Origin of the sequence: Mycobacterium senriense (genome assembly GCF_019668465.1) — a bacterium.
Classification (GTDB): Bacteria; Actinomycetota; Actinomycetes; order Mycobacteriales; family Mycobacteriaceae; genus Mycobacterium; species Mycobacterium senriense.
In genome coordinates this window covers 5,477,948-5,503,686 of the sequence record NZ_AP024828.1, presented here as the reverse complement: position 1 = coordinate 5,503,686, position 25,739 = coordinate 5,477,948, and the positions used below count along the sequence as shown (strand labels likewise).

Here is a 25,739-nt window from a genome sequence, read left to right as displayed (position 1 = left end):
TTGGATAACGAGGGCATGTGAGGGGATAGGGCGATGCCTACCGACTACGACGCTCCACGGCGTACCGAGACCGACGACGTTTCGGAGGACTCGCTGGAGGAGCTCAAAGCGCGACGGAACGAGGCGGCTTCAGCCGTCGTCGATGTCGACGAATCTGAATCCGCTGAGAACTTTGAACTGCCTGGTGCCGACCTGTCTGGTGAAGAACTGTCGGTGCGCGTTATTCCGAAGCAGGCCGACGAGTTCACCTGCTCGAGCTGCTTTTTGGTGCAACACCGCAGTCGGCTGGCCAGCGAGAAGAACGGCGTGATGATCTGTACCGACTGCGCGGCCTGATAGCTGCACTCACCGTGTCAGTGCCGACAGCACCCGCTCGGGGTGACGGCAGCTCACCAGCCAGTACGGCGTCGGGTCGTCCGGATCGTCGAGTACCGCCAGGATCATCGGCCCTACCCATGCCCTGTGCAGCACGTACGCCGCCGGGTCGAGTTGGCGGCCCAGGGCGGCGGACTTGGCCGAGGGCGCTATCTCCGCGGACCGGGAGATCACGGTGACCGGCAGATGCGCCTGGCCGGCCCACAGCTGCACCTCGCCCGGCGCCGCCGGGTCGGCGGTGACCCGGATCTCGATGCGGCCCAGCCACAGCAGCGCCGCGGCCGCCACCGCGAACAGCGCCGCGTACGGCCACCAGGACGACTGGCGGGTGACGCCCATGTTGAATTCGAAGGCGATGATGCCGGCCAGCGCGAAGGCCGGTGGCCACCACCACCACGGAACCCACAATCGTTCGCGATACCGCACGTTGTGCGGCGCGACGCGCGTATCTGACACGCAGTCAAGGGTAGTCTGTGGCCCCGTGTCGACCAGTCTGGCCATCGTCCGTCTTGACCCCGAGCTTCCGCTGCCCAGCCGCGCCCACGAGGGCGACGCCGGGATCGATCTGTTCAGCGCCGAAGACGTCCAACTGGAACCCGGGCGGCGCGCCCTGGTGCGCACCGGGGTCGCGGTCGCCATCCCGTTCGGAATGGTCGGCTTGGTGCATCCACGGTCGGGACTGGCTGCGCGAGTTGGACTTTCGATCGTCAACAGTCCGGGTACCATCGACGCGGGCTATCGCGGCGAGATCAAGGTTGCGCTGATCAATCTGGACCCGACCGAGCCGATCGTGGTGCACCGCGGCGATCGGATCGCCCAGTTGTTGGTGCAGCGAGTCGAATTAGTGGAGTTGGTCGAGGTGTCGTCGTTCGACGAGGCCGGGCTGGCCGAAACATCCCGTGGCGATGGTGGTCACGGTTCCTCCGGCGGACATGCGAGTTTGTGATGGCATTCGGTAAACGCACACCCAAAGACGACGACGCCGACACCTCGGCGGCCGACGAGGTCGCGGCCGCCGGCGCCGACGAGCCGTCCCCCGAAGAGTTCGAGGGCCCGTTCGACATCGAGGACTTCGACGACCCCGCGGTCGCGGAACTGGCGCGGCTCGACCTGGGCTCGGTGCTGATTCCCATGCCGGAGGCCGGCCAGCTGCAGGTCGAGCTGACCGAAACCGGTGTGCCGAGCGCGGTCTGGGTCGTCACGCCCAACGGGCGCTTCACCATCGCCGCCTATGCCGCGCCCAAGACCGGCGGCCTGTGGCGCGAAGTGGCCGGCGAGCTCGCCGAATCGCTGCGCAACGACGCGGCCCAGGTCAGCATCAAGGACGGGCCGTGGGGTCGCGAGGTGGTGGGCACCGCGACCGGCGTGGTGCGCTTCATCGGCGTCGACGGCTACCGCTGGATGATCCGCTGCGTCATCAACGGCCCGCACGAGACGATGGAAGCCCTGGAGCAGGAAGCGCGAGCGGCCTTGGCGGACACCGTGGTTCGGCGTGGCGACACGCCGCTTCCGGTGCGCACACCGCTGACCGTGCAGCTCCCCGAGCCAATGGCACAGCAGCTGCGCGAGGCCGCCGCCGCGCAACAGGCCGCGCAGCAGGACGACGCCCAACAGGCCGAGGGGCAGCAGGCATCGCCCAACGAACCGGCCGCGCGCCGCAGCGTCGACGGGTCGGCGATGCAGCAGCTGCGCACCACCACCGGCGGCTGAGCCGGCTACAGGTCGGCCAGCGCGCCCAGGCACGCCGCCCCCAGGGCGGCCGGGTCCGCGCCGATCTGATCCAGCGTCACCGTCCGCAGCGCCGCGCGCGGCGCGGCGGCGACCCAGTCGAGCCCGGCCTGCAACGGATGGATCGGATCGTCGACCGCGGACGCCACGCCCAGCGGCGCGGCCAGCCCGGCCAGCTCATCGCAGCTCGGTGCGACGTAGGCGGCCGCCTCTTCCATGGCGTCGGGCAGATGGGGCCACTGGGCGCCCCACGACCGGGTCAGCTCGTCGGCCAGCCAGGTCGGGCTGGACGCCCGCATCTGGGTCGTTGTCGCCGCCAGCCCGTCGGCGCGCAACTGTGACGCCGAATACCGTGCCGCGAGTGCCGCAGGGGCGGCCCCGGGCGCGCCCGCCCAGGCCGGCAGCGCGGCCAGCACCGCGATCGTCCGATCGGGGTGGGCCAGCGCCCAGGCGGCCGCCACGGCGGCGCCGATCGAGACCCCGCCCACAGCGATCGGCCCTCGGTAGCCCGCGTCATCCAGTGCCGCCAGGTAGCTCTCGATCAACCGATCGGGCCGCGGCGGCGGGGTAACCAGCACCGCGCCGAGTTCGGACAACGGACCCGAAAATGCCCGGTGAACGTAGTCGTCGTCGGAGCCGGTTCCGGGCAACAACACCGTCGTGACACCGCGCAGATCGACCACCACCTCTTGATAGTGCCCCGCCGTTCAGCTGCCCTCCAACACGACGTTTGAGTCGGTTGGCGCTTGGGGAACCAAGAGGTCTACGGTGTCCGTTGGCATAAATGGAAGCGTCGAGGCTTATCAGCATTGTCAGGAGTGGCCATGGGGGCCCAAGGGTATCTGCGCCGGCTCACCCGTCGGTTGACGGAGGATCCGGAACAGCTCGACTCGGAGGAACTGTCCGACGAGGTCGCAAGCACCGGTGCGCAACGGGCGATCGACTGCCAGCGTGGCCAAGAGGTCACGATGGTGGGCACGCTCCGTAGCGTCGAGTGCAACGGCAGGGCCTGCGCCGGCGGAGTACGCGCCGAATTTTTCGACGGCAGCGACACCGTCACGCTCGTGTGGCTGGGCCAGCGCCGCATCCCGGGCATCGACTCGGGCCGCACCCTACGAGTGCGTGGTCGCCTCGGCAAGCTGGAGAACGGAACCAAGGCGATGTACAACCCGCACTACGAAATTCAGCGGTGACCGACCCCGAAGATCCGGGGGCACACCTGCGCGAGTCGGGCGCATCGGAACAAATGACCTCTAACCGCATCAACCCGGAACGTCTGCTGGCACAGGCAGGCGGGGTCAGTGGTGTCATCTATTCGTCGCTGCCGGTGGTGGTCTTCGTCGTCGCCTCGAGCGTGTCGGGACTGGTTCCCGCGATCGTGGCCGCAATGGCGGTGGCCGCGCTGATCCTGGTCTGGCGGCTGATTCGCCGCGACTCCCCGCAGCCGGCGTTCTCGGGTTTCTTCGGCGTCGCGCTGTGCGCGCTGATCGCCTACGTGCTGGGGGAGTCCAAGGGCTACTTCCTGTTGGGCATCTGGATGTCGCTGGTGTGGGCCGTCGTGGTCGCGGCGTCGGTGCTGATCCGCCGTCCCCTGGTCGGCTACGGGTGGAGCTGGGCGACCGGGCGTGGCGACGGCTGGCGCGACGTGCCCCGGGCCGTCTACGCGTTCGACATCGCCTCGGTCGGCTGGGTGCTGGTGTTCGCCGCCCGGTTCGTGGTTCAGGGGCTGCTCTATGACGCCGACCGGACCGGGTGGCTGGCGGTGGCGCGGATCGCGATGGGCTGGCCGCTGACCGTGCTGGCCGCGTTGGCCACCTACGCGGCGATCAAGTCGGCGCAGCGGGCCATCGCCGCCGTCGGTGCCCCCGCGGTCGACGCGGAACCCGGCGCCGTCACCGACTGATCAGCCGCCGGCCGGATCGTGGCTGCCCAGGAGCAGCTTCTGCAGGTCCTCTTCCGCCTCGGCAACGGCGACGAACAGCAGCTCGTCTCCGCCCTCCAGCGGCTCGTCCTCCTCGGGCACGATCACCCGCGGGCCGCGCAGGATCGTCACCAGCGAGGTGTTCCGCGGCAGTTGCAGTTTGCGCACCGGCTTGCCGCCCCACGGCGTGTCGTCGGGCAGCGTGATCTCGACCAGGTTGGCCTGCCCCTTGCGGAATTCCATCAGCCGCACCAGATCGCCCACGGCGACGGCCTCTTCGATGAGCGACGCCAGCATGCGCGGCGTCGACACCGCCACGTCGACCCCCCAGGCGTCGGTGAACAGCCATTCGTTGCGGGGATCGTTGACCCGCGCCACTACCCGCGGCACCGCGAATTCGGTTTTGGCCAAAAGGCTTAGCACGACGTTGGCCTTGTCGTCGCCGGTCGCGGCCACCACCACGTCGAACTCGTGCAGGTGTACCGACTCCAGCAGACTCAGTTCGCAGGCGTCGCCCAGCCGCCAGTGCGCGGCCGGGATGGCGTCGACGTCGACGTGATCGGGATTGCGTTCGATCAGCGTCACGTCGTGGCCGTTGCCGATGAGTTCGCGGGTGACCGAGCGGCCGACCGCGCCGGCGCCGGCTACAGCTACTTTCATCTGCGCCGCTCCTCAACGCTCGAATTCATCACAGGTCTTCGCTGGGTGGTAGGGCGGCGATCGCCACCGCCTCGGCGGCGCGCCCGGAGATCGCGGCGACGTACACCTGGTCGCCGGCCTGGATAACCGATTTAGGTTCCGGCAACACGCCGGCCCCGAAACGGATGAGGAAGGCCACCCGGGCGCCGGTCGCCTGCTCGAGATCGGTGACCCGATGCCCGATCCAGTCCTCGTGCAGGACGACCTCGGACACGGCGACGGTGCCGGTCGGATCGCGCCACTTGGCCGTCTCGGTCTCGCGCAGCAGCGCGTTCAGCAGGCGATCGGTGGTCCAGGGCACGGTCGCGATGGTGGGAATGCCCAGCCGCTCGTAGACCTCGGCGCGCTTGGCGTCGTAGATGCGGGCCACCACCCGCTTGACGCCGAACGTCTCCCGGGCCAGTCGCGCCGAGATGATGTTGGAGTTGTCGCCGGAGGACACCGCGGCGAACGCGTCCGCCTCCTCGATACGGGCCCTCAGCAGCACGTCTCGGTCGAATCCCTGCCCCAGCACCCGTTCGCCGGCGTATTCGGGGCTGAGCCGGTTGAACGCGGTGCTGTCACGGTCGATGACCGCGACGTCGTGACCGATGCGGGAGAGCCCGTCGGCGACCGAAGAACCGACCCGGCCGCAGCCCATCACCACTACTCGCAACTTGAGGTCCTCTCGGCCACGTCCTGCGCCCTTCACCGACAGCCCACGTCGGCCAGCCGTTTCCGGTCGGCGAACATTCTTCTACGAACGCTACCGCCAAACCCGTCGGGGCTTACTCTTGGCACTCGTGTCCAAACTTTCAACCGCCACCCGTCGGTTGCTTATCGGTCGGCCGTTTCGCAGCGACCGGCTGAGTCACACGCTGCTGCCCAAGCGGATCGCCTTGCCGGTGTTCGCCTCCGACGCGCTGTCCTCGGTTGCGTACGCGCCAGAGGAAGTGTTCCTGATGCTCTCGGTGGCCGGGGTCACGGCGTATGCGCTGACACCGTGGATCGGGCTCGCGGTGGCCGCGGTCATGCTGGTGGTGGTCGCCAGCTACCGGCAGAACGTTCACGCCTACCCGTCCGGCGGCGGCGACTACGAGGTGGTCACCACCAACCTCGGTGGCACCGCCGGGCTCGTCGTCGCCAGCGCGCTGATGGTGGATTATGTTCTGACCGTTGCGGTCTCGACGGCGTCGGCGATGGCCAACATCGGCTCGGCGGTCCCGATCGTGGCCCAGCACAAGGTGTTCTTCTGCGTGATGTCCATCCTGCTGGTGATGGCGCTGAACCTGCGAGGGGTGCGCGAGTCCGGGCTGGCGTTCGCCATCCCGACCTATGCGTTCATCATCGGCGTGCTGGTGATGATCGGCTGGGGTCTGTTCCGGATCTTCGTGTTGGGCAATCCGCTGCGGGCCGAGTCGGCCGGTTTCCAGATGCGCGCCGAGCACGGCCAGGTCGTCGGTTTCGCCTTGGCGTTCTTGGTGGCTCGGTCGTTTTCTTCGGGGTGTGCGGCGCTGACGGGTGTCGAGGCGATCAGCAACGGGGTGCCGGCCTTTGAGAAACCCAAGTCGCGCAACGCGGCGACCACTCTGCTGATGCTGGGCGGTATCGCGGTCACCCTGCTGATGGGCATCATCGTGCTGGCCGAGAAGATCGGCGTTAAGCTCGTGGAGGATCCCGCGACGCAGCTGGGCGGCGCGCCGAAGGGCTACTACCAGAAGACCTTGGTCACCCAGCTGGCGCAAACGGTGTTCGGCAGCTTCCACATCGGGTTCCTGCTGATCGCCACGGTGACCGCCCTCATCTTGGTGCTGGCGGCCAACACCGCCTTCAACGGGTTCCCGGTGCTCGGTTCGATCCTGGCGCAGCACAGTTACCTGCCGCGCCAATTGCACACCCGCGGAGACCGATTGGCGTTCTCCAACGGGATCCTGTTCCTGTCGGGCGCGGCGCTGCTGGCGATCATCGCGTTCCGTGGTGAGGTCACCGCCCTGATTCAGCTGTACATCGTCGGCGTGTTCATTTCATTCACGCTGAGTCAGATCGGCATGGTGCGGCACTGGACCCGGCTGCTGCGCAGCGAAACCGATCCGCGGGTGCGGCGCAAGATGATGCGCTCGCGGGTGGTAAACACGGTCGGATTGTTGTCCACCGGCACGGTGTTGCTGGTGGTGCTGGTGACCAAGTTCGCCGCCGGCGCGTGGATCGCCCTGTTCGCGATGAGCCTGCTGTTCGGGATCATGAAAATGATTCACCGGCACTACAACACCGTGAACCGCGAATTGGAGGAACGGGCCGCCGCCCAGGACGACGTGGTGCTGCCCAGCCGCAATCACGCCGTGGTGCTGGTGTCGAAGCTGCACCTGCCGACCCTGCGTGCGCTGGCCTACGCCAGGGCCACCCGCCCCGACGTCCTCGAGGCGGTGACGGTCAGCGTCGACGACGCGGAAACCCGTGAGCTGGTGCACAAGTGGGAGGAAAGCGATATCAGCGTCCCGCTCAAGGTCATCGCCTCGCCGTATCGTGAAGTCACCCGTCCCGTCTTGGAATACGTCAAACGGGCCAGGGAGGAGTCGCCGCGCACGGTGGTGACGGTGTTCATTCCGGAGTACGTGGTGGGCCATTGGTGGGAGCAGGTGCTGCACAACCAGAGCGCTCTTCGGCTCAAGGGCCGCCTGCTGTTCATGCCGGGCGTCATGGTGACTTCGGTTCCGTGGCAGTTGAGTTCGTCGGAACGGCGCAAAACCCTGCAGCCGCATGTGGCGCCGGGTGACGCTCGTAGGGGAATCTTCGATTGACCCGCGAATCGACCCGCGCGCCGCGCGCGACTCCACCAGCCGTGGGGGAGCCGACCCTGACCACCGGTGCCCCGGCCAACGGCGGCAGCTGCGTCGCGCACCACGAAGGCCGTGTGGTGTTCGTCCGATATGCGTTGCCCGGTGAGCGGGTGCGTGTCCGGGTCACCGCGGATCGCGGATCCTATTGGCACGCAGAGGTTCTCGAAGTGATCGACGCGGCTGCCGGCCGTATCGCGTCGCTGTGCCCCATCGCCGGGGTGGACGGCGCCGGCTGCTGCGACCTGGCGTTCGCCGAGCCCGAGGTGACCCGCACGCTCAAGGCCGAGGTCGTGGCCAACCAGCTCGAGCGCCTCGGCGGGCATGCGTGGAGCGGAGAGGCCGAGCCGCTGGCGGATTCCGCGCCGACCGGGTGGCGCACCCGCGTTCGGCTCGACGTGGGCCCCGACCGTCGCCCGGGCTTTCACCGGTATCACAGCGAGGATTTGGTGACCGACCTGCGCTGTGCGCAGCTGCCGGCCGGCATGCTCGACGGGATCGCCGACCTCGACTGGCCGCCCGCCGCCCAGCTGCACGTGGCCGTCGACGACGACGGCGCGCGCCACGTGGTGCGCACGCTGCGGCAGGGCAGGCAGACCGCGACCAAGGTGGTGGAGGGTCGCTACGAGGCGGTGCAGCGCGTGGCCGGGCGCAGCTGGCAGGTGCCGGTGACCGCCTTCTGGCAGGCGCATCGCGAGGCGGCCGGTGTGTACAGCGGGCTGGTCGCCGACTGGGCACAGTTGGGCACCGGCATGCGCGCGTGGGATTTGTACGGCGGCGCAGGTGTTTTCGCTGCGGTGCTCGGTGATGCCGTGGGCCCGTCCGGGCGGGTGCTCAGCGTCGACACCTCGCGCGCGTCGACCCGGGCCGCCCGGGTTGCCCTGGCCGATCTGACGCAGGTGCACGTCGTCACCGACTCGGTGCGGCGCGCGCTGGCGGCGCAGCGCGGGCGCGCCGACGTGGCGGTGCTGGACCCGCCGCGGGCGGGGGCCGGTCGCGAGGTCATCGACCTGCTGGCCGCCGCCGGCATTCCGCGGGTGGTGCACATCGGTTGTGAGGCAGCATCTTTCGCCCGCGACATCGGGATTTACCTCGGGCACGGCTACGCCGTCGAGCAGATCAAGGTGTTCGACGCCTTCCCGCTGACGCATCACACCGAATGCATCGCGCTGCTGACCCGTTAAGGAGTTTCTGGCGGCGACGGTCCCGCCGGCATGTCACCGCAATGCCGCGCGGGTGATACTCACGACCGGCTAGACTGCGTGGCGGTGTGCCGGGAAGTCTGGTCGGCGATGTCGTCGTCGACCGATCGAAAGGCGCGCGTGCTGATCATCCAAGGACGGGCCGTGACTGCCGAGTCATGTCGATTGCGCGCGCGGTACGTGCTCACCGGTGCTCGATTGCTGCCATCGTGAACGAAACTTCTCGCTACGCGCTGCTCGTGTTGCTCTCCAGCGCGGTCGGTTTGGTTGCGGTGTTGGCGAATCGGCTGACCGAGCGGGTCAAGATCCCCGTTCCACTACTGGTGCTGGTCGGAGCTGCGGTCGCGGTGCACACCGTGCCCGTGGTGCAGCCTCCGCCCGAGCGGGTTGTGGAACGCGTCATCACCATCGCTCTGGTGCTGGTGTTGTTCGACGGCGGCATGCACATCGGGCCTTCGCGCTTCCGCGCCGCAGCCGCTCCGATCCTGTCGCTAGGCGTAGTGGGCACCGCCCTCACCGCAGCGGGGGCGGCATTGGTGCTGCACTACGGATGCGGAATCGGCTGGTTTCCCGCGGTGCTCGTGGCCACGGCCGTGGCTCCGACCGATCCGGCCGTGGTCTTCTCTGTCCTGGGCAAGCGCGAGATCAGGGGGCGCAGTAGCACCATTTTGGAGGGCGAGTCCGGCGCCAACGATCCGGTCGGCATCTCGCTGATGTCCGGCCTGATCGCCGCGGGTGGCCTCAGCGCGGCCGGGTTCGCCAGCGTGGGAACCCAATTCGCTCTGCAAATGGCGATCGGCCTGGCCGTCGGGGTGACCGGCGGGCGTGCCCTGCTCGTCTTCATGCGCCGCGTGGCGTTACCGAGCGAAGGCCTCTACCCGCTGCGTACCCTGGCGTCAGTCCTGATGTTGTACGGCATCGCCACGCTGGCGCACGGCTCGGGATTTCTGGCGGTTTTCGTCGCCGGCATCGTGATCGGCGACGCCCGCGCGCCCTACAAGCCGGAGATCAAGCGATTCCACGCCGCCCTAGCCGGTCTGGCCGAAATCGTCGCTTTTGCCATTCTGGGTTTGACCGTCGATCTCGGTGTCCTTGGCCATCCCGATGTATGGGTTTGCGGGCTCGTCATCGCTGTGGCCCTGACAGTGTTGATTCGGCCGCTGGCGGTGGGCTTTTGTCTAGTTCCCGTGCGATTGCAGCGAAACGAACGCGCCTTCGTTCTTTTCGCCGGGCTCAAAGGCGCGGTGCCGATCCTGCTGGGCGAGTTGCTGCGCGCCGCGCACGTCCCCGATGCCGAACGCCTGTACGGCGTCGTGGTCGTCGTCGTGATCTTCTCGGTTCTCGTGCAGGGCAGTTTGGTGCCCGGCGTCGCGAATCTGTTGCACCTGCCCATGCGCACGGTGGAGACCCGGCCGTGGGAGATAGGCGTCCGGCTCGCGGACGAACCGGCGGGGGTGCATCGTTTCAGCGTTGCCAAAGGGTCTGCTATCCAAGGGTGCACGGTCGAGGGGCTCGGTGACCGCGTTGGTGATATCTGGGTGAGCATCGTTGTCCGGACGACCGGCCTGGTGCCGGTGCGGGGCGACACCGAACTCCGGGCCGGCGACGAGGTCGTCGTTTTGGCGGATCCCGAACTCCGTGACACGCTGGCCGACCTCTTCGGCCCGCCGCGGGCGCGGTGAGCGCTGCAACCGTGCCATTCGGCGGGCGCTGCGTAGACTGACTGGATGCTGGAACAGATCCGTGGGCCCGCCGATCTGCAGCACCTTTCCCAACATGAACTTCGCGTACTGGCCGCTGAGATTCGCGAGTTTCTGATTCACAAGGTTGCTGCCACGGGGGGACACCTGGGCCCGAATCTGGGCGTGGTCGAGCTGACGCTCGCCCTGCACCGGGTGTTCGACTCGCCCCACGATCCGATCATCTTCGACACCGGCCATCAGGCCTACGTGCACAAGATGCTGACCGGCCGCTCCCACGACTTCGAGAGCCTGCGCAAAAAGGGCGGGCTGTCCGGATATCCGTCGCGCGCCGAGAGCGAGCACGACTGGGTGGAGTCCAGCCACGCCAGCGCCTCGCTGTCCTACGCCGACGGTCTGGCCAAGGCCTTCGAACTGAGCGGGCACCGCAACCGGCACGTGGTCGCGGTGGTCGGCGACGGCGCGCTCACCGGCGGCATGTGCTGGGAGGCGCTGAACAACATCGCCGCCTCCGGCCGCCCGGTCATCATCGTGGTCAACGACAACGGCCGCAGCTACGCCCCGACGATCGGCGGTGTCGCCGACCATCTCGCCTCGATGCGGCTGCAGCCGGCCTACGAGCAGGCCCTGGAGAAGGGCCGCGACGCGCTGCGCGCGCTGCCGCTGGTCGGCAAGATCGCCTACCGCGTCATGCACAGCGTCAAGGCCGGCATCAAGGACTCGCTGTCGCCGCAGCTGATGTTCACCGATCTGGGCCTGAAGTACGTCGGCCCCGTCGACGGCCACGACGAACGCGCGGTGGAGGCCGCGCTGCGCCACGCCCGCGGCTTCGGACGCCCGGTGATCGTGCACGTGGTGACCCGCAAGGGGATGGGCTTCGCGCCGGCCGAGGACGACGAGGCCGAGCAGATGCATTCCTGCGGCGTCATCGACCCGGTCACCGGCCGGGCGACCAAGGTCGCCGGCCCGGGCTGGACGGCGACATTCTCCGACGCCCTCATCGGCTACGCCCGGAAGCGCCGCGACATCGTGGCCATCACCGCGGCCATGCCCGGCCCGACCGGGCTGACCCCGTTCGGGCAGCAGTTCCCGGACCGCTTGTTCGACGTCGGCATCGCCGAGCAGCACGCGATGACGTCGGCGGCCGGCCTGGCCATGGGCGGCATGCACCCGGTGGTGGCCATCTACTCGACGTTCCTCAACCGGGCCTTCGACCAGATCATGATGGACGTGGCGCTGCACAAGCTGCCCGTCACCATGGTGCTCGACCGGGCCGGCATCACCGGTTCGGACGGCGCCAGCCACAACGGCATGTGGGACATGTCGATGCTGGGCATCGTGCCCGGTATGCGGGTGGCCGCACCCCGTGACGCCACCCGGTTGCGTGAGGTACTCGGCGAGGCGCTCGACGTCGACGACGGCCCCACGGCGCTGCGCTTCCCAAAAGGTGATGTGGGCGAGGACATCCCGGCGATCGAGCGCCGCGGATCGGGCATCTCTGGCGTCGACGTGCTCGCGGTGCCGGCCGCCGGTTGCAATCACGACGTGCTGCTGATCGGCGTCGGTGCGTTCGCGCCGATGGCGCTGGCGGTGGCCAGGCGGCTGCAGGACCAGGGGATCGGCGTCACGGTCATCGACCCGCGCTGGGTGCTGCCGGTCTCGGAGAGCGTTCTGGAATTGGCGGTCCAGTACAAGCTCGTCGTCACGTGCGAGGACAACGGGGTCAACGGCGGGGTGGGCTCGGCGGTGTCCGCCGCCCTACGCCGCGCCGAGATCGACGTTCCGTGCCGCGATGTGGGGCTGCCGCAGCGGTTCTACGAGCACGCCTCGCGCGGTGAGCTGCTGGCGGATCTGGCGCTGACCGATCAGGACGTGGCCCGCCGCATCACCGGTTGGGTCGCCGCGCTGGGCAGCGGTGTCACCGAAGCGGAGATCCGCGAGCACCTCGACTAGTCGGCGATCTCCGGCGGGGCCTGCAACGCGCGGGCCAAAACCGGATCCACCAATTCCCGCTGCCACGGCCGCGCCTGCCCGGCGCGCAGGAACTCCTCGACGGCGTCGAACGGATCGGGCGCGGGCGCCCAGTCCCAGCACAGCCGTCGCACCAGGTCCGGCGACACCAGGTTCTCGGTGGGGACGTGGACCCGCTCGGAGACCTCGGACAGCGCCGAGCGCGCGGCCTCCAGCCGGGCGGCGGCCTCCGGTTTGCGTCTGCTCCACCGCGCCGCCGGCGGCGGACCGTTCGGCGGCTCGTTGACACCGGGTGGATTCTTGGTCCGCCGGGCCTCCTCCAGCGCCCCCAACCACGTCGCGGCGCTGCGCCGCTGATTGCGCCCACCGAACACCGGCAACGCGACAAGCTCCTCGACGGTCGTCGGGTTGGCCAGGGCGGCATCGATGATGGCCGAGTCGGGCAGGATGCGGCGCGGGGCGATGTCGCGGCGCTCCGCGATCCGGTCGCGCGTCAGCCACAGTTCGCGGACCGCGGCCAGGCCGCGCTGATCGCGCACCCGATGTATTCCCGACGTTCGCCGCCACCGGTCCCGCCGCACGGCGGCAGCCGGATCTTTCGTACCCGCGTCGCGCAGATAGTCGAATTCCTGTGCGGCCCAATCGGTTTTACCCTGCTCGGCCAGGATGTCGGCGATCGCGGCGCGCAGCTCGATGAGCAGTTCCACATCCAGCGCGGCGTAGTTGAGCCACTCGGCGGGCAGGGGTCGCTTGGACCAGTCGGCCGCGCCGTGCCCCTTGGCCAGCCCGAAACCCAGCAGCCGCTCGACCATGGTCGCCAGGTTCACGCGTTCGAACCCGGCCAGCCGCCCGGCGAGTTCGGTGTCATACAGCGCCGGCGGCCGCATGCCCACTTCGGCCAGGCACGGCAGGTCCTGATCGGCGGAGTGCAGGATCCACTCGTCGCTGCCCAGCACCTCGGCCACCGGCCGCAAGGTTTCGAGCGGGTCGGCGCCGTGGCTCACCGGATCGATCAAAACGGTGCCGGAACCGGCCCGCCGGATCTGGATCAGGTAGGCCCGGTTGGAGTAGCGGAAACCCGACGCCCGCTCGGCGTCCACCGCGAACGGCCCGTGCCCGCGGTCCAGTCGCTGCGCGGCCGCCTCGATCTCGTGCACGCTCACCGAGATGCCCGGCACGCCCTCGGAGGGGTGCGGGAGCGGTGTGGGGGCGGGTTCGGTGCCTACGTCGCCGGGCGCGCTGCTGCCCGGCCCGTCGGCCGAGGGTTCGCCCATGCTAGGCGCGTGACCGCGAGCTCAAATCGGTGACTCCAGCGGGGGGTAGGCCCGCGGCGTGCTCCAATACCTCGCAGAACGCCTCGACGTGCCCACCAACCGCGGGCGACGTCGCGGTCCAGGACGCGCGCAGCTCGAGCTGGTGGGCGCGCGGCGGCCCGGAGATGTCTCCGTAGCGGACCGATGTGGTGGCGGTGACGGTGCCGCCCAGGGCGACGACTTGTTCCATACGTGACTCCAGTGCCTCGACTAGCCAGCTCCACGCTACTTCGGGCAGCAGCGGGTCGACCGCCTCACTGGGGTCAAGGTCGGCCTGGATGTAGGCGACCATGCGGATGGTGCCGTCCCACGCGTCGGCCCCTTCAGGGTCGTACAGCAGGATCAACCGTCCGAAGGCGTCGCCGTCGGACCGCTCGGGAATGATTTCGTGATCGGGATGTTTGACCTCGGCGCCCAGGGCGTAACTGTGCGGAGCCAAGCGTTGCGGCGGCCGGATGGGACCCAACTCGATCTCCGGCCGCACGACGACGGCGTTCATCGCCGCCACCGCCTCGCGGAAGGGGGCCGGTTCGGAAGAGGTCACTTGGCGCCGCTCCTGTTCATCCCGACCGTTCTGCGTCGTCACGGCACGGGTCACAGGGATCGACGCTAGACCCACAGCCCGACACGCCGCGACAGGCGCGCCGCGTGTCAAACCGGCCGCGACCAAGCCGTTACCAGGCCTCCACCAAAGCTATATGTGCAGCTCAGACTGCGGTCAGCGGGTGAAACGCGCCTGGCGCTTCTCGCGGTGCGCGGCCAGGCCTTCCTGCACGTCGGGGCCGCTGAAACTGAGGAATTCCAGGCCCACCGAGGTCTCGAAGGTGGGCCCCATCATGCGATACCAGTGGTTGAGGCTGCGCTTGGTCCACTGGATCGCGTTCTGCGCGCCCTGCGCCAGGTTCTCGGCGATGCGGGTGGCGGTGGACAGCACGTCGTCATCGTCGACGCAGGTGGATACCAACCCGATCCGCTCGGCTTCCTCGCCCAGCAGCGTCTCGCAGGTCAGCAGGTAGTACTTGGCCTTGGCCATGCCGACCAGCAGGGGCCAGCAGATGGCGGCGTGGTCGCCTGCCGCCACGCCCAGCTTGGTGTGCCCGTCGATCAGCTTGGCGGTCCGGCCCGCCACCGAGATGTCGGCGAGCAGGGCCACCACCAGGCCCGCGCCCACCGCCGGCCCCCGGATGGCCGACACGACGGGGGTGTCGCAGTTGATCATGTTGTGCACCAGGTCGCGGGCTTCGCGCATGATGCGGATCCGGCCCTGGTAGTCGTTGATCGTCTCGTCGATCAGGTCGAAGCTGCCCCCGGAGGAAAAGGCCTTGCCTTCACCGCGGACCAGGACGGCGCGCACGGCGGGATCGCGGTCGATCACCGGCCAGATGTCGGCGAGGTCGCGGTGCATCTGCGGCCCGACCGAATTCAGGCCGGGGGAGTCGAGGACCAGCGTCAGCACCCCGTTCTCCCCCAGCTCGCAGCGCAGGCTGGGAAACGCGTCGTAACTCGCTGGGGGCTGACTCACTGGCATCTCCGCACTCCTGACGTTCAAACGGTCGCGGTCGTTGATCGTACGCAGCGCAGTTCGGTGTTCTTCGGTCATGGCAGCATTGAGGCTGATGAATACTCGCCGCGACCTTCCCGAGTCGCCGTATCTGGCCGCCGTGACCGGCCGCAAACCCAACCGGGTGCCGGTGTGGTTCATGCGGCAGGCCGGTCGCTCGCTGCCCGAATACCGGGCGCTGCGAGCCCAGACCGACATGCTGTCGGCCTGCTTCGACGCCGATCTGGTCTGCGAGATCACCCTGCAGCCGGTGCGCCGCCACGACGTCGACGCGGCGATCCTGTTCTCCGACATCGTGGTGCCGTTGCTCGGTGCGGGCATCGACCTGGACATCGTCGCCGGGGTCGGGCCGGTCATCGAGTCGCCGGTGCGCACCGCCGCCGACGTGGCCGCAATCAAAACCCTTGAGCGGCAACGGGTTCAGCCGGTATCCGACGCGGTGTCCATGCTGGTGGCCTCGCTCGGCAACGTCCCGCTGATCGGCTTCGCGGGTGCCCCGTTCACGTTGGCGTCCTATCTGATCGAAGGCGGCCCCAGTCGCCACCATGCGCGCACCAAGGCGATGATGCTGGCCGAGCCGGACACCTGGCATGCGCTGATGGAGAAGCTGACCGACATCACCGTGGGCTTCTTGCGGGTGCAGCTGGAGGCCGGGGTGGACGCCATCCAGGTCTTCGACTCGTGGGCCGGGGCGCTGTCCCTGGCGAACTACCGCACCTACGTGCAGCCGCACAGCACCCGGGTGTTTTCCGCGCTGGCCGACCACGGCGTACCGATGACCCATTTCGGGGTCGGCACCGCCGAACTGCTGGGCGCCATGTCCTCGGTCGGCGCGACCGTGGTCGGCGTGGATTGGCGGACCTCCCTGGCCGACGCCGCCACTCGCGTGCAACCCGGCACGGCGTTGCAGGGCAACCTGGATCCGGTGGTGGTGCTGGCGGGCTGGCCGGTGGTGGAGCGCGCGGCGCGCGCGGTCGTGGACGACGGGCGGCGGGCGATCGACGCCGGCGCCGCCGGTCACGTCTTCAATCTCGGCCACGGCGTGCTGCCCGAGACGGATCCCGGTGTGTTGACCGATCTGGTGTCGCTGGTCCACTCACTATGACCTCTCCCTCGTATTGTGTTGTGGGGGGCGGTATTTCGGGTCTGACGGCGGTCTATCGGCTTCGCAGGGCCGTCGGCGACGACGCCGCGATCACGCTGTTCGATCCGGGCGACAGGCTCGGCGGCGTCTTGCGCACCGAGGTGGTCGGCGGGGTGCCGATGGACGTGGGTGCCGAGGCTTTCGTGCTGCGCCGACCCGAAATGCCCGCACTGTTGGACGAACTGAATTTGTCTGGGCGCCAGCGGGTTTCGACGGGCGCGCGTCCGTTGATCTACAGCGGGCAGGGGTTGCGCGCGCTGCCCGCGGGCACCGTGGTCGGGATCCCGTCGTCGGCGGCGTCGGTGGCGGGGCTGGTCGACGAGGCCACGGTGGCCCGCATCGAGGCCGAACCCGCCCAACCGCTGGCGTGGGAGCCGGGCGCCGACCCCGCGGTGGCCGACCTGGTGGGCGAGCGGTTCGGCGACCAGGTGGTCGCCCGGTCGGTGGATCCGCTGCTGAGCGGGGTCTATGCGGGCTCGGCGGCCACCATCGGCCTGCGCGCGGCCGCCCCGACCGTGGCGGCGGCGCTGGACCGCGGCGCCACCAGCCTGACCGACGCGGTGCGGCAGGCGCTGCCGCCGGCCACCGGCGCGCCGGTGTTCGGGTCGCTCGAGGGCGGCTACCAGGTGCTGATCGACGAGCTGCTCGCGCGTGGGCGCCCGCGCTGGGTGCGCGCCGCGGTGTCGCGGCTCGAGCGCGCGGGCGCCGGCTGGGCGGTGGTCGACGACACCGGCGCGCGCTGGGCCGCCGATGCGGTGATCCTGGCCGTGCCGGCGGGGCAGTGCTGCCGGCTGCTGGCCGAGATCGCCCCCCGCAGCGTCGCCGCGGCCGGCCGCATCGCCAGCGCATCGTCGGTGGTGATGGCGCTCGCCGTGCCCGCCGATACCGCGTTCCCGGACTGTTCGGGCGTGCTGGTGGCCACCGGCGAGCGGTTGCGGGCCAAGGCCATCACGCTCTCGTCGCGCAAGTGGGGTGCTCGGGGTGACGCCCAGTTGCTGCGGCTCTCGTTCGGCCGGTTCGGCGATCGCGTGGCCGCCGACACGTCCGACGACGAGCTGCTGACCTGGGCGCTGGGCGACCTGGCCGCCGTGTTCAGCCTGACCATCGACCCCGTCGAGGTGCGCATCCAGCGCTGGATCGACGCGATGCCCCAGTACGGGCCCGGCCATGCCGATGTGGTCGCCGAGGTGCGGGCGGGCCTGCCCCCCACGCTCGCGGTGGCCGGCAGCTACCTCGACGGCATCGGCGTGCCGGCCTGCGTCGGCACCGCCGGGCGCTCGGCCGAGCGTGTGATCAGGGCCATCGGAGACTTGGACGCGCGGGTGGCACGATAGGTTCCATGGCCAAGCTGGACTACGACTCGCTCAACTCCACGATCCGCTACCTGATGTTTTCGGTGTTCTCCGTAGAGCCCGGTGAACTCGGTGACCAGCGCGACGACGTCATCGATGAAGCGTCGACGTTCTTCAAGCAGCAGGAGGAGCGCGGCGTCGCGGTGCGCGGCCTCTACGACATCGCGGGCCTGCGGGCCGACGCCGACTTCATGATCTGGACCCACGCCGAACGCGTCGAGGCGCTGCAGGCCACCTACGCCGATTTCCGGCGCACCACGGCGCTGGGGCGGGCCAGCTCGCCGGTGTGGAGCAGCGTGGCGTTGCATCGGCCGGCCGAGTTCAACAAGAGCCACATCCCGGCGTTTTTGGCCGGCGAGGAACCCGGCGCCTACATCTGCGTGTATCCCTTTGTGCGGTCCTACGAGTGGTACCTGCTGCCCGACGAGGAACGCCGCCGCATGCTGGCCGAGCACGGCATGGCCGCGCGCGAATACAAGGACGTTCGCGCCAACACGGTCCCGGCGTTCGCGCTCGGCGACTACGAATGGCTGCTGGCCTTCGAGGCTCCCGAACTGCACCGCATCGTGGACCTGATGCGGGAGCTGCGCGCGACCGACGCCCGCCGGCACACCCGCGAGGAGACGCCGTTCTTCACCGGGCCCCGGGTTCCCGTCGAGCAGCTGGTGAACGCCTTGCCATGACCGCGCCGGCGACGATATGGCGCATAGCGCCAAAAATGAGCGAGAGAAGCGGCGCCACATGACCCAGCCCTTCGATCCCACCGACCCCACCCGCTTCGAGGAGATGTACCGCGACGAGCGGACAACGCACGGCCTGCCGGCTGCCACACCGTGGGACATCGGCGGCCCGCAGCCGGTGGTCCAGCAGCTCGTCGCGCTGGGCGCCATCAGGGGTGAGGTGCTCGACCCGGGCACCGGCCCGGGCCATCACGCCATCTACTACGCGTCCAAGGGATATTCGGCGACCGGCATCGACGGGTCGGCGGGCGCCATCGAGCGGGCCCGGGAGAACGCCCAAAAGGCCGGGGTGTCGGTGAATTTCGAGCTGGCCGACGCGACGAAGCTGGAGGGGTTCGACGGACGGTTCGACACAGTGGTCGACTGCGCCTTCTACCACACCTTCAGCACCGAGCCCGAGCTGCGCCGGTCCTATGTGCAGGCGTTGCACCGCGCCACCAAACCGGGTGCGCGGCTGTACATGTTCGAGTTCGGCGAGCACAACGTCAACGGGTTCAAGATGCCGCGGTCGTTGTCGAAGAACGACTTTCGCGATGTGCTGCCGGACGGTGGCTGGGAGATCACCTATCTGGGCACGACCACCTATCGGGTCAACGTCAGCGTCGCGTCCATCGAGGCGATGGCCAAGCGCAGCCCCGACATGGCCGACCAGGCGGAGAAGTTACTGGAGCGCTTCCGGGTGATCGAGCCGTGGCTCGACGGCGAGCGGGCGTACGCCCCGTTCTGGGAAGTACACGCCACCCGGGTGGACTGAGAGGGCTGACGGCCCAGAGCTATCCGCCCGCCGGCACCAGCCGCAGCGAGACCGAGTTGATGCAGTAGCGCTGATCCGTCGGCGTCGGGTAGCCCTCGCCGGCGAACACGTGGCCCAGGTGGCTGTGGCAGTTCGCGCACAGCACCTCGGTGCGCGTCGTGCCCATGGAATGATCGGGCCGCAGGATCACCGCCTCGGACTTCGCCGGGTCGAAGAACGACGGCCAGCCGCAGTGCGACTCGAACTTCTCTGTGCTGCGGAACAATTCGGCACCACAGGCCCGGCATTGGTACACGCCTTCGGTTTTGGTGTCGGTGTATTCACCGGTGAAGGGTCGCTCGGTGCCGGCCTGGCGCAGCACGTGGAACTCTTCCGGGCTGAGTTTCTTGCGCCACTCGTCGTTGCTCAGTTGCACCTTGGGCTGCGACACGTCGGGGGAGGTCATGCATCCACGCTAGCGCGCATGGCGGCGATCCGCCGCGCCCGGCCCGGCAGCGCCCCGCGATCGGCGCGACGCTCAGTGGACGTGAGCCGCTGCGCCCGGCTCCGCCGCGGGTGCGATCGCCTCGCGCTCGCGCTCGGCCGTCAGCCACGCGGGATCGATGCCGTCGTCCAGGCGGTTCTCGGCCCTGGCGTCGAGGTAACGGAACAGCAGCACGGTGAAGGCGACGATCAGCAGCAGCGACCAGCCGTAGGTGATCTTGAGGTAGTGCAGCGCACGGCCGTACCTCATGTACTTGTAGATCAGCCAGTCGTCCAGCGCCATGAAGCCGTAGATCCCGAGCCAGGCCGGCCAGTTGCGGATCAGCGAGTTCCGCAGCACCACCGTCATCAGGAACGGGAACAGCATCATCGAGTAGTAGCCCTGGGCCAGTGACGACACCAGGAACGACCACAGCAGCAGCACTCCGGACGAGCTGGTGAACCAGAACAGCGGGTCTCGGGTGCGGTAGTACCGGTACAACAGCCACATCGCACCGATCATCAGCAGGGTGAACAGGATTCGCATGAACACGATCAGCCAGGTGGGTAGGCCGAAGTACACGCCGTTGCCCTCGATGGAGCTGTTGAAATAGTCCCGGGTGCCCAGGAAGTAGGGCACCGTCTTGGTGACGAAGTCCATGGGATCGCTCACCAAAGGCCATGCGGCCACGTTGACGACGACGGGAACCGCGATGGCCGGCACGAGCGTCCGCCACTGGCGATTCAGCAGCGGCAGCAACAGCAGCGGGCCCAGCACGGGTTTGAGGGTGAGCGTCAGGCCGATCACCAAGCCGGCCCACCACTGGCGCCCGGCCCTCCCGTCCAGCAGCCACCGGAAGAACAGCACCTCCGCCAGCAGCACACAGCCGTTGATATTCGTGAACACCAGCGTGCTGGTCACGCTTTCGGTGCAGAACATGGCCAGCAGCAGGGCGGGCGCGGCCACCGAAGCCAGCGTGAATTTGAACATCCGCAGCAGCAGGTACCAGGCGATCAGGATGGCCACGGCGTTGATCAGGATGAACAGGTAGCGCGACGGCGTGAAGGGCAGGTATCCGAAGGGCGCCATCAACAGCGTGCCGCCCGGCGGGTACAGGTAGTGCGGGTCGACGTAGTCGAAGTGCTCGTTGTAGATGTCCCAGCCGTGCCGGAAGTTGAGGACCGCGCGGTACACCGGTTTGAAGTCGTCGGTGATGTTGCCGTTGAGGCTCAGGATGATGCTGCGGTGCAACACCGACATGATGGCCACCGGCCACAGCGCCATCCTCAGCACCGTCGACGTGCTCGGCGGGCCGGTGCGGGGACTGAAGGCGGCCAGGGTCCGATCGCGCAGGCCGGTTCGGGTCGATTCAGCTGCCGTCACCAGCGCACCGTACACCGGCGCCCACGGATGCCGGAAAGCAGTGTCAGGCCGGGCAGTACGTGTCGGTGTTGGGTAATTTGCCGCTGCTGAGGTAGCCGATCAGCGGCGGAACGGCGCAGCCCGAGAAGATGCTGGCGCCGTGGCCGATGCCCTGCCACATCACCCGCTTGCTGGCGGCGTTGGCGTTGATGATGCTGGCCGCGGTCGCCGCGACGCCGTCGGTGCCGACGATCGGGTCGTTCTGCACGCCGAGCAGCAGCACGTCGACCTTGAGGGTCTTCGGCATGGGCGGCGGTGAGCCGGTGGGCCAGTGCACGCACTTGACCATGTTGAGCGCGGCGACCGTCCCGAAGTCGGGGTAGAGCTTGCCCCAGGCGACGACGAGTTCGCGCACCCGGTCCGGGGTGGGGCGGTTGACCGCGTCGCTGCACACGTTGACGAACTGGCCGTCGGAGTCCTGGAGGGCGTTGGCGTGGTTGATCAGATTGTTCAGCGCGTTGGTGTCGCCGGAGCGGGCGCTCGCGAGCGCGTTGGCCAGGTCGGTGGTGGCGTTGACGCGGCCGCCGGCGGGGTAGCCGAGCGCGACGGTGATGGCGTTGGCCACCTGCGCCACCGACGTGCCGCCGGGGCCCTTACCGGCGCGGGCGTCGGCCAGCAGGGCGCTGACGGCACCCTTCGGGTCGGGGCCCAGCGCGCAATTCACCGCGATGCACTGCGCGGCGAACGCGTCGAGGGCGGCCTGCTGCCCCTTGACCTGCTGCTCGGCGGCGGCTTCGGCGTTGGTGCCCAACGCAACCGGTGAGTCGAGGATCAACCGGGCCACCTTGTCCGGCCGTGATCCGGCGTAGGCCAGCGCCACCTGCGCGCCGTTGCCGATGCCGACCAGCGCGAGGGTGGGCACGTCCCACAGGGTGCGCAGCCGCTCGATATCGGAGGCGGCGTGGGCGTCGTCGTAGGAGGAGGCGTTGGGTCCGATCCCGACCGCGTCGCCGCAGTTGGTGGTGGCGGTGTTGGAGACCTCGGAGAGGTTGGCCACCGGGTCGTCGCCGGTCTGGAATTGCGACTGGTCGCGCATCTGCTGACGGTCGAACTTGTCGCGGCAGTCGATGGGACTCGACATCCCGATGCCGCGGCGGTCGACCGACACGATGGGGTGGGTGGCGAGCACGTCGGCGCCGGCACGCGACAACCAGATGGGCAATTGCGCCGAGGACGGCAGATCGGAGCCGGTGGTGAAGACCAGCGGCCCGGCGTCCTGGGGTGTCTTGTCGGAGTGGGCGCGGACCACGCCGATGCTCAGGGTGCCGCCCCCGCCGTTGACCGGATCCAGGTCGGCGTCGTAGTTCGCGCAGTCCAGCTGGACGCCGGCCGCGGCGGGGACGGCCGCGTCGGCGAACACCTTGGAGGTGCAGTCGTGCCATGCCAAGTCGTTCTTGGGTGCGGCGATCGGCGGTGGGCCACTGGGTGCCGGCTTCGAGGTCGCCGCACCCTGCGGTCGCGCACCGGAATTGGTGGCGAACCGCGGATCGGCGGCCAGGCCCGGGACGCAGCCGGCCAGCAACGCGGTCACCGCAACCAGGATCGTGGCGCACGTGTACGGCCGACTCATGCCGACCACAGTAGCTAGGCCTTGACGTAGCGGGTGTAAAGGTAGCCGGCGTCGTCGGTCAGGACGTGGGCACAGCGCATCCGGGTGAGCAGCTGCCCCGAGCCGGTCGCGATGCGTCGTGCCTGGCCGCCGACGAGGCAGGGCGCGATCGTCAGGCACAGCTCGTCGAGCATGTCGCGCCGCATCAGCGAGTCCAGCAGCGTCGGGCCGCCCTCGGTGAGAATGCGGCGCATGCCGCGCGCCCCGAGGGCCGCCAGCAGCGCGGCCTCGTCGACCTTCTCGGGATCGCGGCCGGAGCAGTCGAGCACCTCGCACAGGCCGCTGAGCGCACGGCGCGTCTGCTCGGCCGCCGCGGTGCAGGTGAGTACCAGCGGCTGCACCGCGGTGCGGGTGAACACCGCCATATCCCGGTTGAGGTGGCCCGAGCCGGTCACGATCGCCAGCTGCGGGACCTCGCTTTGGCCGCGGGTCTGCCGCCGCTGACGCTCGGCGGCGCCGACCTGAGCGCCCGAGTAGCCCTCGATCCGCACCGTGCCCGCGCCCACCAGGATGACGTCGGCGAGCTCGCGCAGCAGGTTGAAGATGAACCGGTCGCCCGGGCCGCCCATCGCGCCGCTGCTGCCCCCCGTGGTGGCCCCGCCGTCGACGCTGGTGATGAAGTTCGCCCGCACCCACGTGCCGTCGTGTTCGGGATAGTCGTAGAGCCGGGGGAGGTCGCCGTCGTCGAGTCCGCGAATCGAGCCGAGCAGCGACAGCGGCGTCGTCGAAGTCGCCGACGTCGCGAAACTCTCCGGGCCGCCAGAGTCGGGCATGAGTCTGATTGCAGCACGCCGCTACAGTTCCTGCATGCACGGGTCCACCTCCGCGGGCGCTTCGGGCGGCGTGGCTCATTTGGTGGATCGGCACCCGACGGTGTCGCCGCAGCGGCTGATCGCCCAGTTGCGACCACCTCCGACCTTCGCCGACGTGAGCTTTGCGACGTATCAGCCCGATCCGGCGGAGCCGACGCAGGCCGCCGCGGTGGTGGCGTGTCAGGAGTTCTGCCGGCAGGCCGTCGAGCGTCGCGCCGGCCGACGAAAACTGTTGGGCCGACGGGAAATTCTGCCCGGCGTCGGGCTCTACCTGGACGGTGGTTTCGGCGTCGGCAAGACGCACCTGCTGGCGTCGGCCTACTACGAGCTGCCCGGCGACGGCCCCGGCGGGTCACCGGATGGCCCGGCGCCCAAGGCGTTCGCGACGTTCGGTGAGCTGACCCAGCTGGCCGGGGTGTTCGGTTTCGTCGAATGCATCGAGCTGCTGGCCAATTACACGGCGGTCTGTATCGACGAATTCGAACTCGACGACCCGGGCAACACCACGCTGATCTCGCGCCTGCTCTCGTCGCTGGTCGAGCGCGGGGTCTCGGTGGCCGCCACCTCCAACACGCTGCCCGAGCAACTCGGTGAGGGCCGGTTCGCGGCGCAGGATTTTCTGCGCGAGATCACCACGCTGGCAAGCATTTTCACAACCGTGCGGATCGAGGGGCCCGACTACCGGCACCGCGGGCTGCCGCCCGCACCGCAGCCGTTGTCCGACGACGAGGTGGCCGCGCGCGCCGCGCGGGTCGAGGGCGCGACGCTCGATGACTTCGACGCGCTGTGCACGCATTTGGCCACCATGCACCCGTCGCGGTATCTGACGCTGATCGAGGGGGTGAGCGCGGTGTTCCTGACCGGCGTGCACGGCCTCGACGATCAGAACGTCGCGCTGCGGCTGGTGGCGCTGACCGATCGGCTCTATGACGCGGGCATTCCCGTGGTGGCCTCGGGCGCCAAGCTGGACACCATCTTCAGCGAGGAGATGCTGGCCGGGGGATACCGAAAGAAGTATCTGCGGGCCACTTCCCGGCTGCTCGCGCTCACCGCGGCGGCTGACCCAGCTCGCGGATCATGACATAGTCGCTCTCGACGCCGGCGCCGAGCTGAAACGTCCTGGTGCCATTGATCGTGAACCCGCTCTTGAGGTAAAAGCGTTGCGCCCGTTGGTTTGCCCGGTTCACGCCCAGCCACACGCAGCGGATACCCCAGTCGGCCGCGACGGCCAGTATGCGTTCCATCAGCGCCGACGCGGCCCCGCTCGCGTGGCGATCGGGCAGGATATACATCTTCGACAGCTCGGCGGCCGGGCGGATTTCGACGGCCTGCTGGACGCCGGCGTGCTCGGAGACACCGCGAACCAGCATGGCGTAACCGACGATCCGGCCGTCCTGGCGCGCGGTGACGACGGCGCGATCCGGATCGCTCAGATACCGCGCGAAGTGGGCGGCCGACAGGTTCGCCTCGATGAACGACGCGATGTTCTCCGCGGTCGCCGACGGCGGACACGCCAGCGGAAAGGTTTGCGCCGCAACGGCGGCCAGCTCTAGGGCGTCACCGGAAGCCGCCGGCGCGATCTGGAACGTTCCGGTCAGAGGTTCCACTGCGCGAGGTGGTAGCCCGTCTTCTTGTCCAGCAGGACGACGGTGGAGACGGGATCGCGGTAGGCGTCCCAATACACGCCGCCGCGCACGATCGCCCCGTTCGGGGCGTTGACGAGCACGTTGTCCAGCGCGTCGGGCGCATCGGAGGCCCGCGGCTTGTAGGCGTCGGCGTTCGGGGTCACGCCGTTGAAATCCATCACGGTCGCCATGACGTACGGGTTGGGCACCCGGATCGCGCGGATGGTCACGTCGGCGCGCTCGACGGTGCTGCCCGGAAAGCCCTTGTAGGTGCCTTCGCGGGTGTAGCCGAATCCCGGCGGTGGGTCGCACGGCCCCACCCCGCTCACGGTGACGTCGGCGATGAACGTGCCGTTGTCCACCCGCAGCGTGTCGCCGATGTGGCCGATCGGCGCATCCCCGGCCCACGCGCGGGGCATCGGAACCGCGCCGACGCCGACGCTGATGATGCCGGCAACGGCAACCAGAAAGGCGGACGCCACCACCGGCCAGCGGTGCATCTTCGCCATGTGGTGCCTCCTTGGCGCCGTTGCAG

General features: G+C 69.1%; 26 protein-coding genes and 1 pseudogene. 14 read left to right on the top strand and 13 right to left on the bottom strand.

Translation table 11 applies throughout. From position 1 onward, the window contains the following. Positions 1-33: 33 nt before the first annotated feature. Positions 34-336 carry a DUF4193 domain-containing protein gene (locus tag MTY59_RS25665; protein WP_036468275.1) on the top strand — a complete coding sequence of 101 codons (303 nt, stop codon included), beginning with the start codon at positions 34-36 and terminating at the stop codon, positions 334-336. A gap of 9 nt (positions 337-345) precedes the next feature. Here MTY59_RS25665 and MTY59_RS25660 read toward each other — a convergent pair whose 3' ends face one another. Then, the gene (locus MTY59_RS25660; RefSeq protein ID WP_221043641.1) at positions 346-831 is read right to left on the bottom strand and encodes a DUF3093 domain-containing protein; all 486 of its coding nucleotides are present in this window, start codon (positions 829-831) and stop codon (positions 346-348) included. Positions 832-856: 25 nt separating this feature from the next. On the opposite strand from MTY59_RS25660, the gene dut reads away from it, so the two are divergent. Together dut and MTY59_RS25650 are read left to right on the top strand one after the other, a co-directional pair. Then, the gene (gene dut, locus MTY59_RS25655) at positions 857-1,321 is read left to right on the top strand and encodes a dUTP diphosphatase (RefSeq protein ID WP_221043640.1); all 465 of its coding nucleotides are present in this window, start codon (positions 857-859) and stop codon (positions 1,319-1,321) included. After that, complete coding sequence (locus tag MTY59_RS25650; protein ID WP_415822809.1) at positions 1,321-2,085, top strand: DUF3710 domain-containing protein; 765 nt, start codon at positions 1,321-1,323, stop codon at positions 2,083-2,085. The genes dut and MTY59_RS25650 overlap by 1 nt, the downstream gene beginning before the upstream one ends. A gap of 5 nt (positions 2,086-2,090) precedes the next feature. Here the strand turns inward: MTY59_RS25650 and MTY59_RS25645 are convergent, their stop codons facing one another. Continuing rightward, positions 2,091-2,789, bottom strand: a complete 699-nt coding sequence (locus tag MTY59_RS25645; protein ID WP_221043638.1) for an alpha/beta hydrolase — start codon at positions 2,787-2,789, stop codon at positions 2,091-2,093. A gap of 138 nt (positions 2,790-2,927) precedes the next feature. On the opposite strand from MTY59_RS25645, the gene MTY59_RS25640 reads away from it, so the two are divergent. Then, positions 2,928-3,296, top strand: a complete 369-nt coding sequence (locus MTY59_RS25640; RefSeq protein ID WP_221043637.1) for an OB-fold nucleic acid binding domain-containing protein — start codon at positions 2,928-2,930, stop codon at positions 3,294-3,296. 53 nt (positions 3,297-3,349) lie between these two features. Further along, positions 3,350-4,006 (top strand): DUF3159 domain-containing protein, encoded by a 657-nt coding sequence (locus tag MTY59_RS25635; protein WP_221046660.1) that lies wholly within the window; start codon positions 3,350-3,352, stop codon positions 4,004-4,006. On the opposite strand, the gene MTY59_RS25630 is transcribed toward MTY59_RS25635, so the two are convergent. Then, positions 4,007-4,684, bottom strand: a complete 678-nt coding sequence (locus tag MTY59_RS25630) for a potassium channel family protein (protein ID WP_221043636.1) — start codon at positions 4,682-4,684, stop codon at positions 4,007-4,009. A 28-nt stretch (positions 4,685-4,712) separates the two neighbouring features. Continuing rightward, positions 4,713-5,378, bottom strand: coding sequence for a potassium channel family protein (locus tag MTY59_RS25625; protein WP_120312186.1), 666 nt, complete (start codon positions 5,376-5,378; stop codon positions 4,713-4,715). A gap of 127 nt (positions 5,379-5,505) precedes the next feature. Here MTY59_RS25625 and MTY59_RS25620 point away from each other — a divergent pair, with 127 nt between their 5' ends. The 4 genes from MTY59_RS25620 (at position 5,506) to dxs (ending at position 12,391) form a co-directional block, all read left to right on the top strand. After that, positions 5,506-7,500, top strand: coding sequence for an APC family permease (locus MTY59_RS25620; RefSeq protein WP_221043635.1), 1,995 nt, complete (start codon positions 5,506-5,508; stop codon positions 7,498-7,500). Positions 7,501-7,541: 41 nt separating this feature from the next. Further along, positions 7,542-8,720 carry a class I SAM-dependent RNA methyltransferase gene (locus MTY59_RS25615; protein ID WP_221043634.1) on the top strand — a complete coding sequence of 393 codons (1,179 nt, stop codon included), beginning with the start codon at positions 7,542-7,544 and terminating at the stop codon, positions 8,718-8,720. A 227-nt stretch (positions 8,721-8,947) separates the two neighbouring features. Continuing rightward, a complete protein-coding gene (locus tag MTY59_RS25610; protein ID WP_221043633.1) occupies positions 8,948-10,420 on the top strand; it encodes a cation:proton antiporter domain-containing protein in 1,473 nt (490 codons plus the stop codon). A gap of 45 nt (positions 10,421-10,465) precedes the next feature. After that, positions 10,466-12,391 (top strand): 1-deoxy-D-xylulose-5-phosphate synthase, encoded by a 1,926-nt coding sequence (gene dxs, locus MTY59_RS25605; protein WP_221043632.1) that lies wholly within the window; start codon positions 10,466-10,468, stop codon positions 12,389-12,391. Here dxs and MTY59_RS25600 read toward each other — a convergent pair. The 3 genes and pseudogenes from MTY59_RS25600 to MTY59_RS25590 all read right to left on the bottom strand — a co-directional run bounded on the left by MTY59_RS25600 (position 12,388) and on the right by MTY59_RS25590 (position 15,250). After that, entirely contained in the window at positions 12,388-13,683 is a 1,296-nt protein-coding gene (locus MTY59_RS25600; protein ID WP_221043631.1) for an HRDC domain-containing protein, read from the bottom strand. The two genes, dxs and MTY59_RS25600, sit on opposite strands and share 4 nt — an antisense overlap. 1 nt (position 13,684) lies before the next feature. Next, a pseudogene (locus MTY59_RS25595) lies at positions 13,685-14,351 on the bottom strand (DUF3000 domain-containing protein). Positions 14,352-14,440: 89 nt separating this feature from the next. Then, positions 14,441-15,250, bottom strand: coding sequence for an enoyl-CoA hydratase/isomerase family protein (locus MTY59_RS25590; protein ID WP_221043629.1), 810 nt, complete (start codon positions 15,248-15,250; stop codon positions 14,441-14,443). A gap of 88 nt (positions 15,251-15,338) precedes the next feature. Here MTY59_RS25590 and hemE point away from each other — a divergent pair, with 88 nt between their 5' ends. The 4 genes from hemE to MTY59_RS25570 are packed head-to-tail and all read left to right on the top strand — an operon-like array spanning position 15,339 to position 19,273. Further along, positions 15,339-16,388 (top strand): uroporphyrinogen decarboxylase, encoded by a 1,050-nt coding sequence (hemE, locus tag MTY59_RS25585; RefSeq protein ID WP_221043628.1) that lies wholly within the window; start codon positions 15,339-15,341, stop codon positions 16,386-16,388. After that, positions 16,385-17,761 (top strand): protoporphyrinogen oxidase, encoded by a 1,377-nt coding sequence (locus MTY59_RS25580; RefSeq protein WP_221043627.1) that lies wholly within the window; start codon positions 16,385-16,387, stop codon positions 17,759-17,761. Before hemE ends, MTY59_RS25580 begins: the two co-directional genes overlap by 4 nt. 5 nt (positions 17,762-17,766) lie before the next feature. Continuing rightward, positions 17,767-18,462: a hydrogen peroxide-dependent heme synthase gene (hemQ, locus tag MTY59_RS25575; RefSeq protein WP_221043626.1), complete on the top strand. Its 696-nt coding sequence runs from the start codon at positions 17,767-17,769 to the stop codon at positions 18,460-18,462. Between the two features lie 58 nt (positions 18,463-18,520). Next, the gene (locus MTY59_RS25570; RefSeq protein WP_221043625.1) at positions 18,521-19,273 is read left to right on the top strand and encodes a class I SAM-dependent methyltransferase; all 753 of its coding nucleotides are present in this window, start codon (positions 18,521-18,523) and stop codon (positions 19,271-19,273) included. Positions 19,274-19,292: 19 nt separating this feature from the next. Here MTY59_RS25570 and msrB read toward each other — a convergent pair whose 3' ends face one another. The 4 genes from msrB to MTY59_RS25550 all read right to left on the bottom strand — a co-directional run bounded on the left by msrB (position 19,293) and on the right by MTY59_RS25550 (position 23,540). Further along, the gene (gene msrB / locus MTY59_RS25565; RefSeq protein ID WP_415822814.1) at positions 19,293-19,718 is read right to left on the bottom strand and encodes a peptide-methionine (R)-S-oxide reductase MsrB; all 426 of its coding nucleotides are present in this window, start codon (positions 19,716-19,718) and stop codon (positions 19,293-19,295) included. A gap of 72 nt (positions 19,719-19,790) precedes the next feature. Next, entirely contained in the window at positions 19,791-21,134 is a 1,344-nt protein-coding gene (aftC, locus tag MTY59_RS25560) for an arabinofuranan 3-O-arabinosyltransferase (protein ID WP_221043624.1), read from the bottom strand. Positions 21,135-21,162: 28 nt separating this feature from the next. Further along, entirely contained in the window at positions 21,163-22,728 is a 1,566-nt protein-coding gene (locus MTY59_RS25555; protein ID WP_221043623.1) for an alpha/beta hydrolase, read from the bottom strand. Positions 22,729-22,742: 14 nt separating this feature from the next. Beyond that, complete coding sequence (locus MTY59_RS25550; protein ID WP_221043622.1) at positions 22,743-23,540, bottom strand: pyrimidine reductase family protein; 798 nt, start codon at positions 23,538-23,540, stop codon at positions 22,743-22,745. Between MTY59_RS25550 and zapE the strand changes: the two genes are divergently transcribed. Beyond that, entirely contained in the window at positions 23,539-24,660 is a 1,122-nt protein-coding gene (gene zapE, locus MTY59_RS25545; RefSeq protein WP_221043621.1) for a cell division protein ZapE, read from the top strand. The two genes, MTY59_RS25550 and zapE, sit on opposite strands and share 2 nt — an antisense overlap. Here zapE and MTY59_RS25540 read toward each other — a convergent pair. Both MTY59_RS25540 and MTY59_RS25535 read right to left on the bottom strand, forming a co-directional pair. Then, the gene (locus MTY59_RS25540) at positions 24,626-25,186 is read right to left on the bottom strand and encodes a GNAT family N-acetyltransferase (RefSeq protein ID WP_221043620.1); all 561 of its coding nucleotides are present in this window, start codon (positions 25,184-25,186) and stop codon (positions 24,626-24,628) included. The genes zapE and MTY59_RS25540 overlap by 35 nt on opposite strands. Then, positions 25,174-25,704, bottom strand: a complete 531-nt coding sequence (locus MTY59_RS25535) for a DUF1942 domain-containing protein (protein ID WP_221046658.1) — start codon at positions 25,702-25,704, stop codon at positions 25,174-25,176. Before MTY59_RS25535 ends, MTY59_RS25540 begins: the two co-directional genes overlap by 13 nt. Positions 25,705-25,739 lie beyond the last annotated feature (35 nt).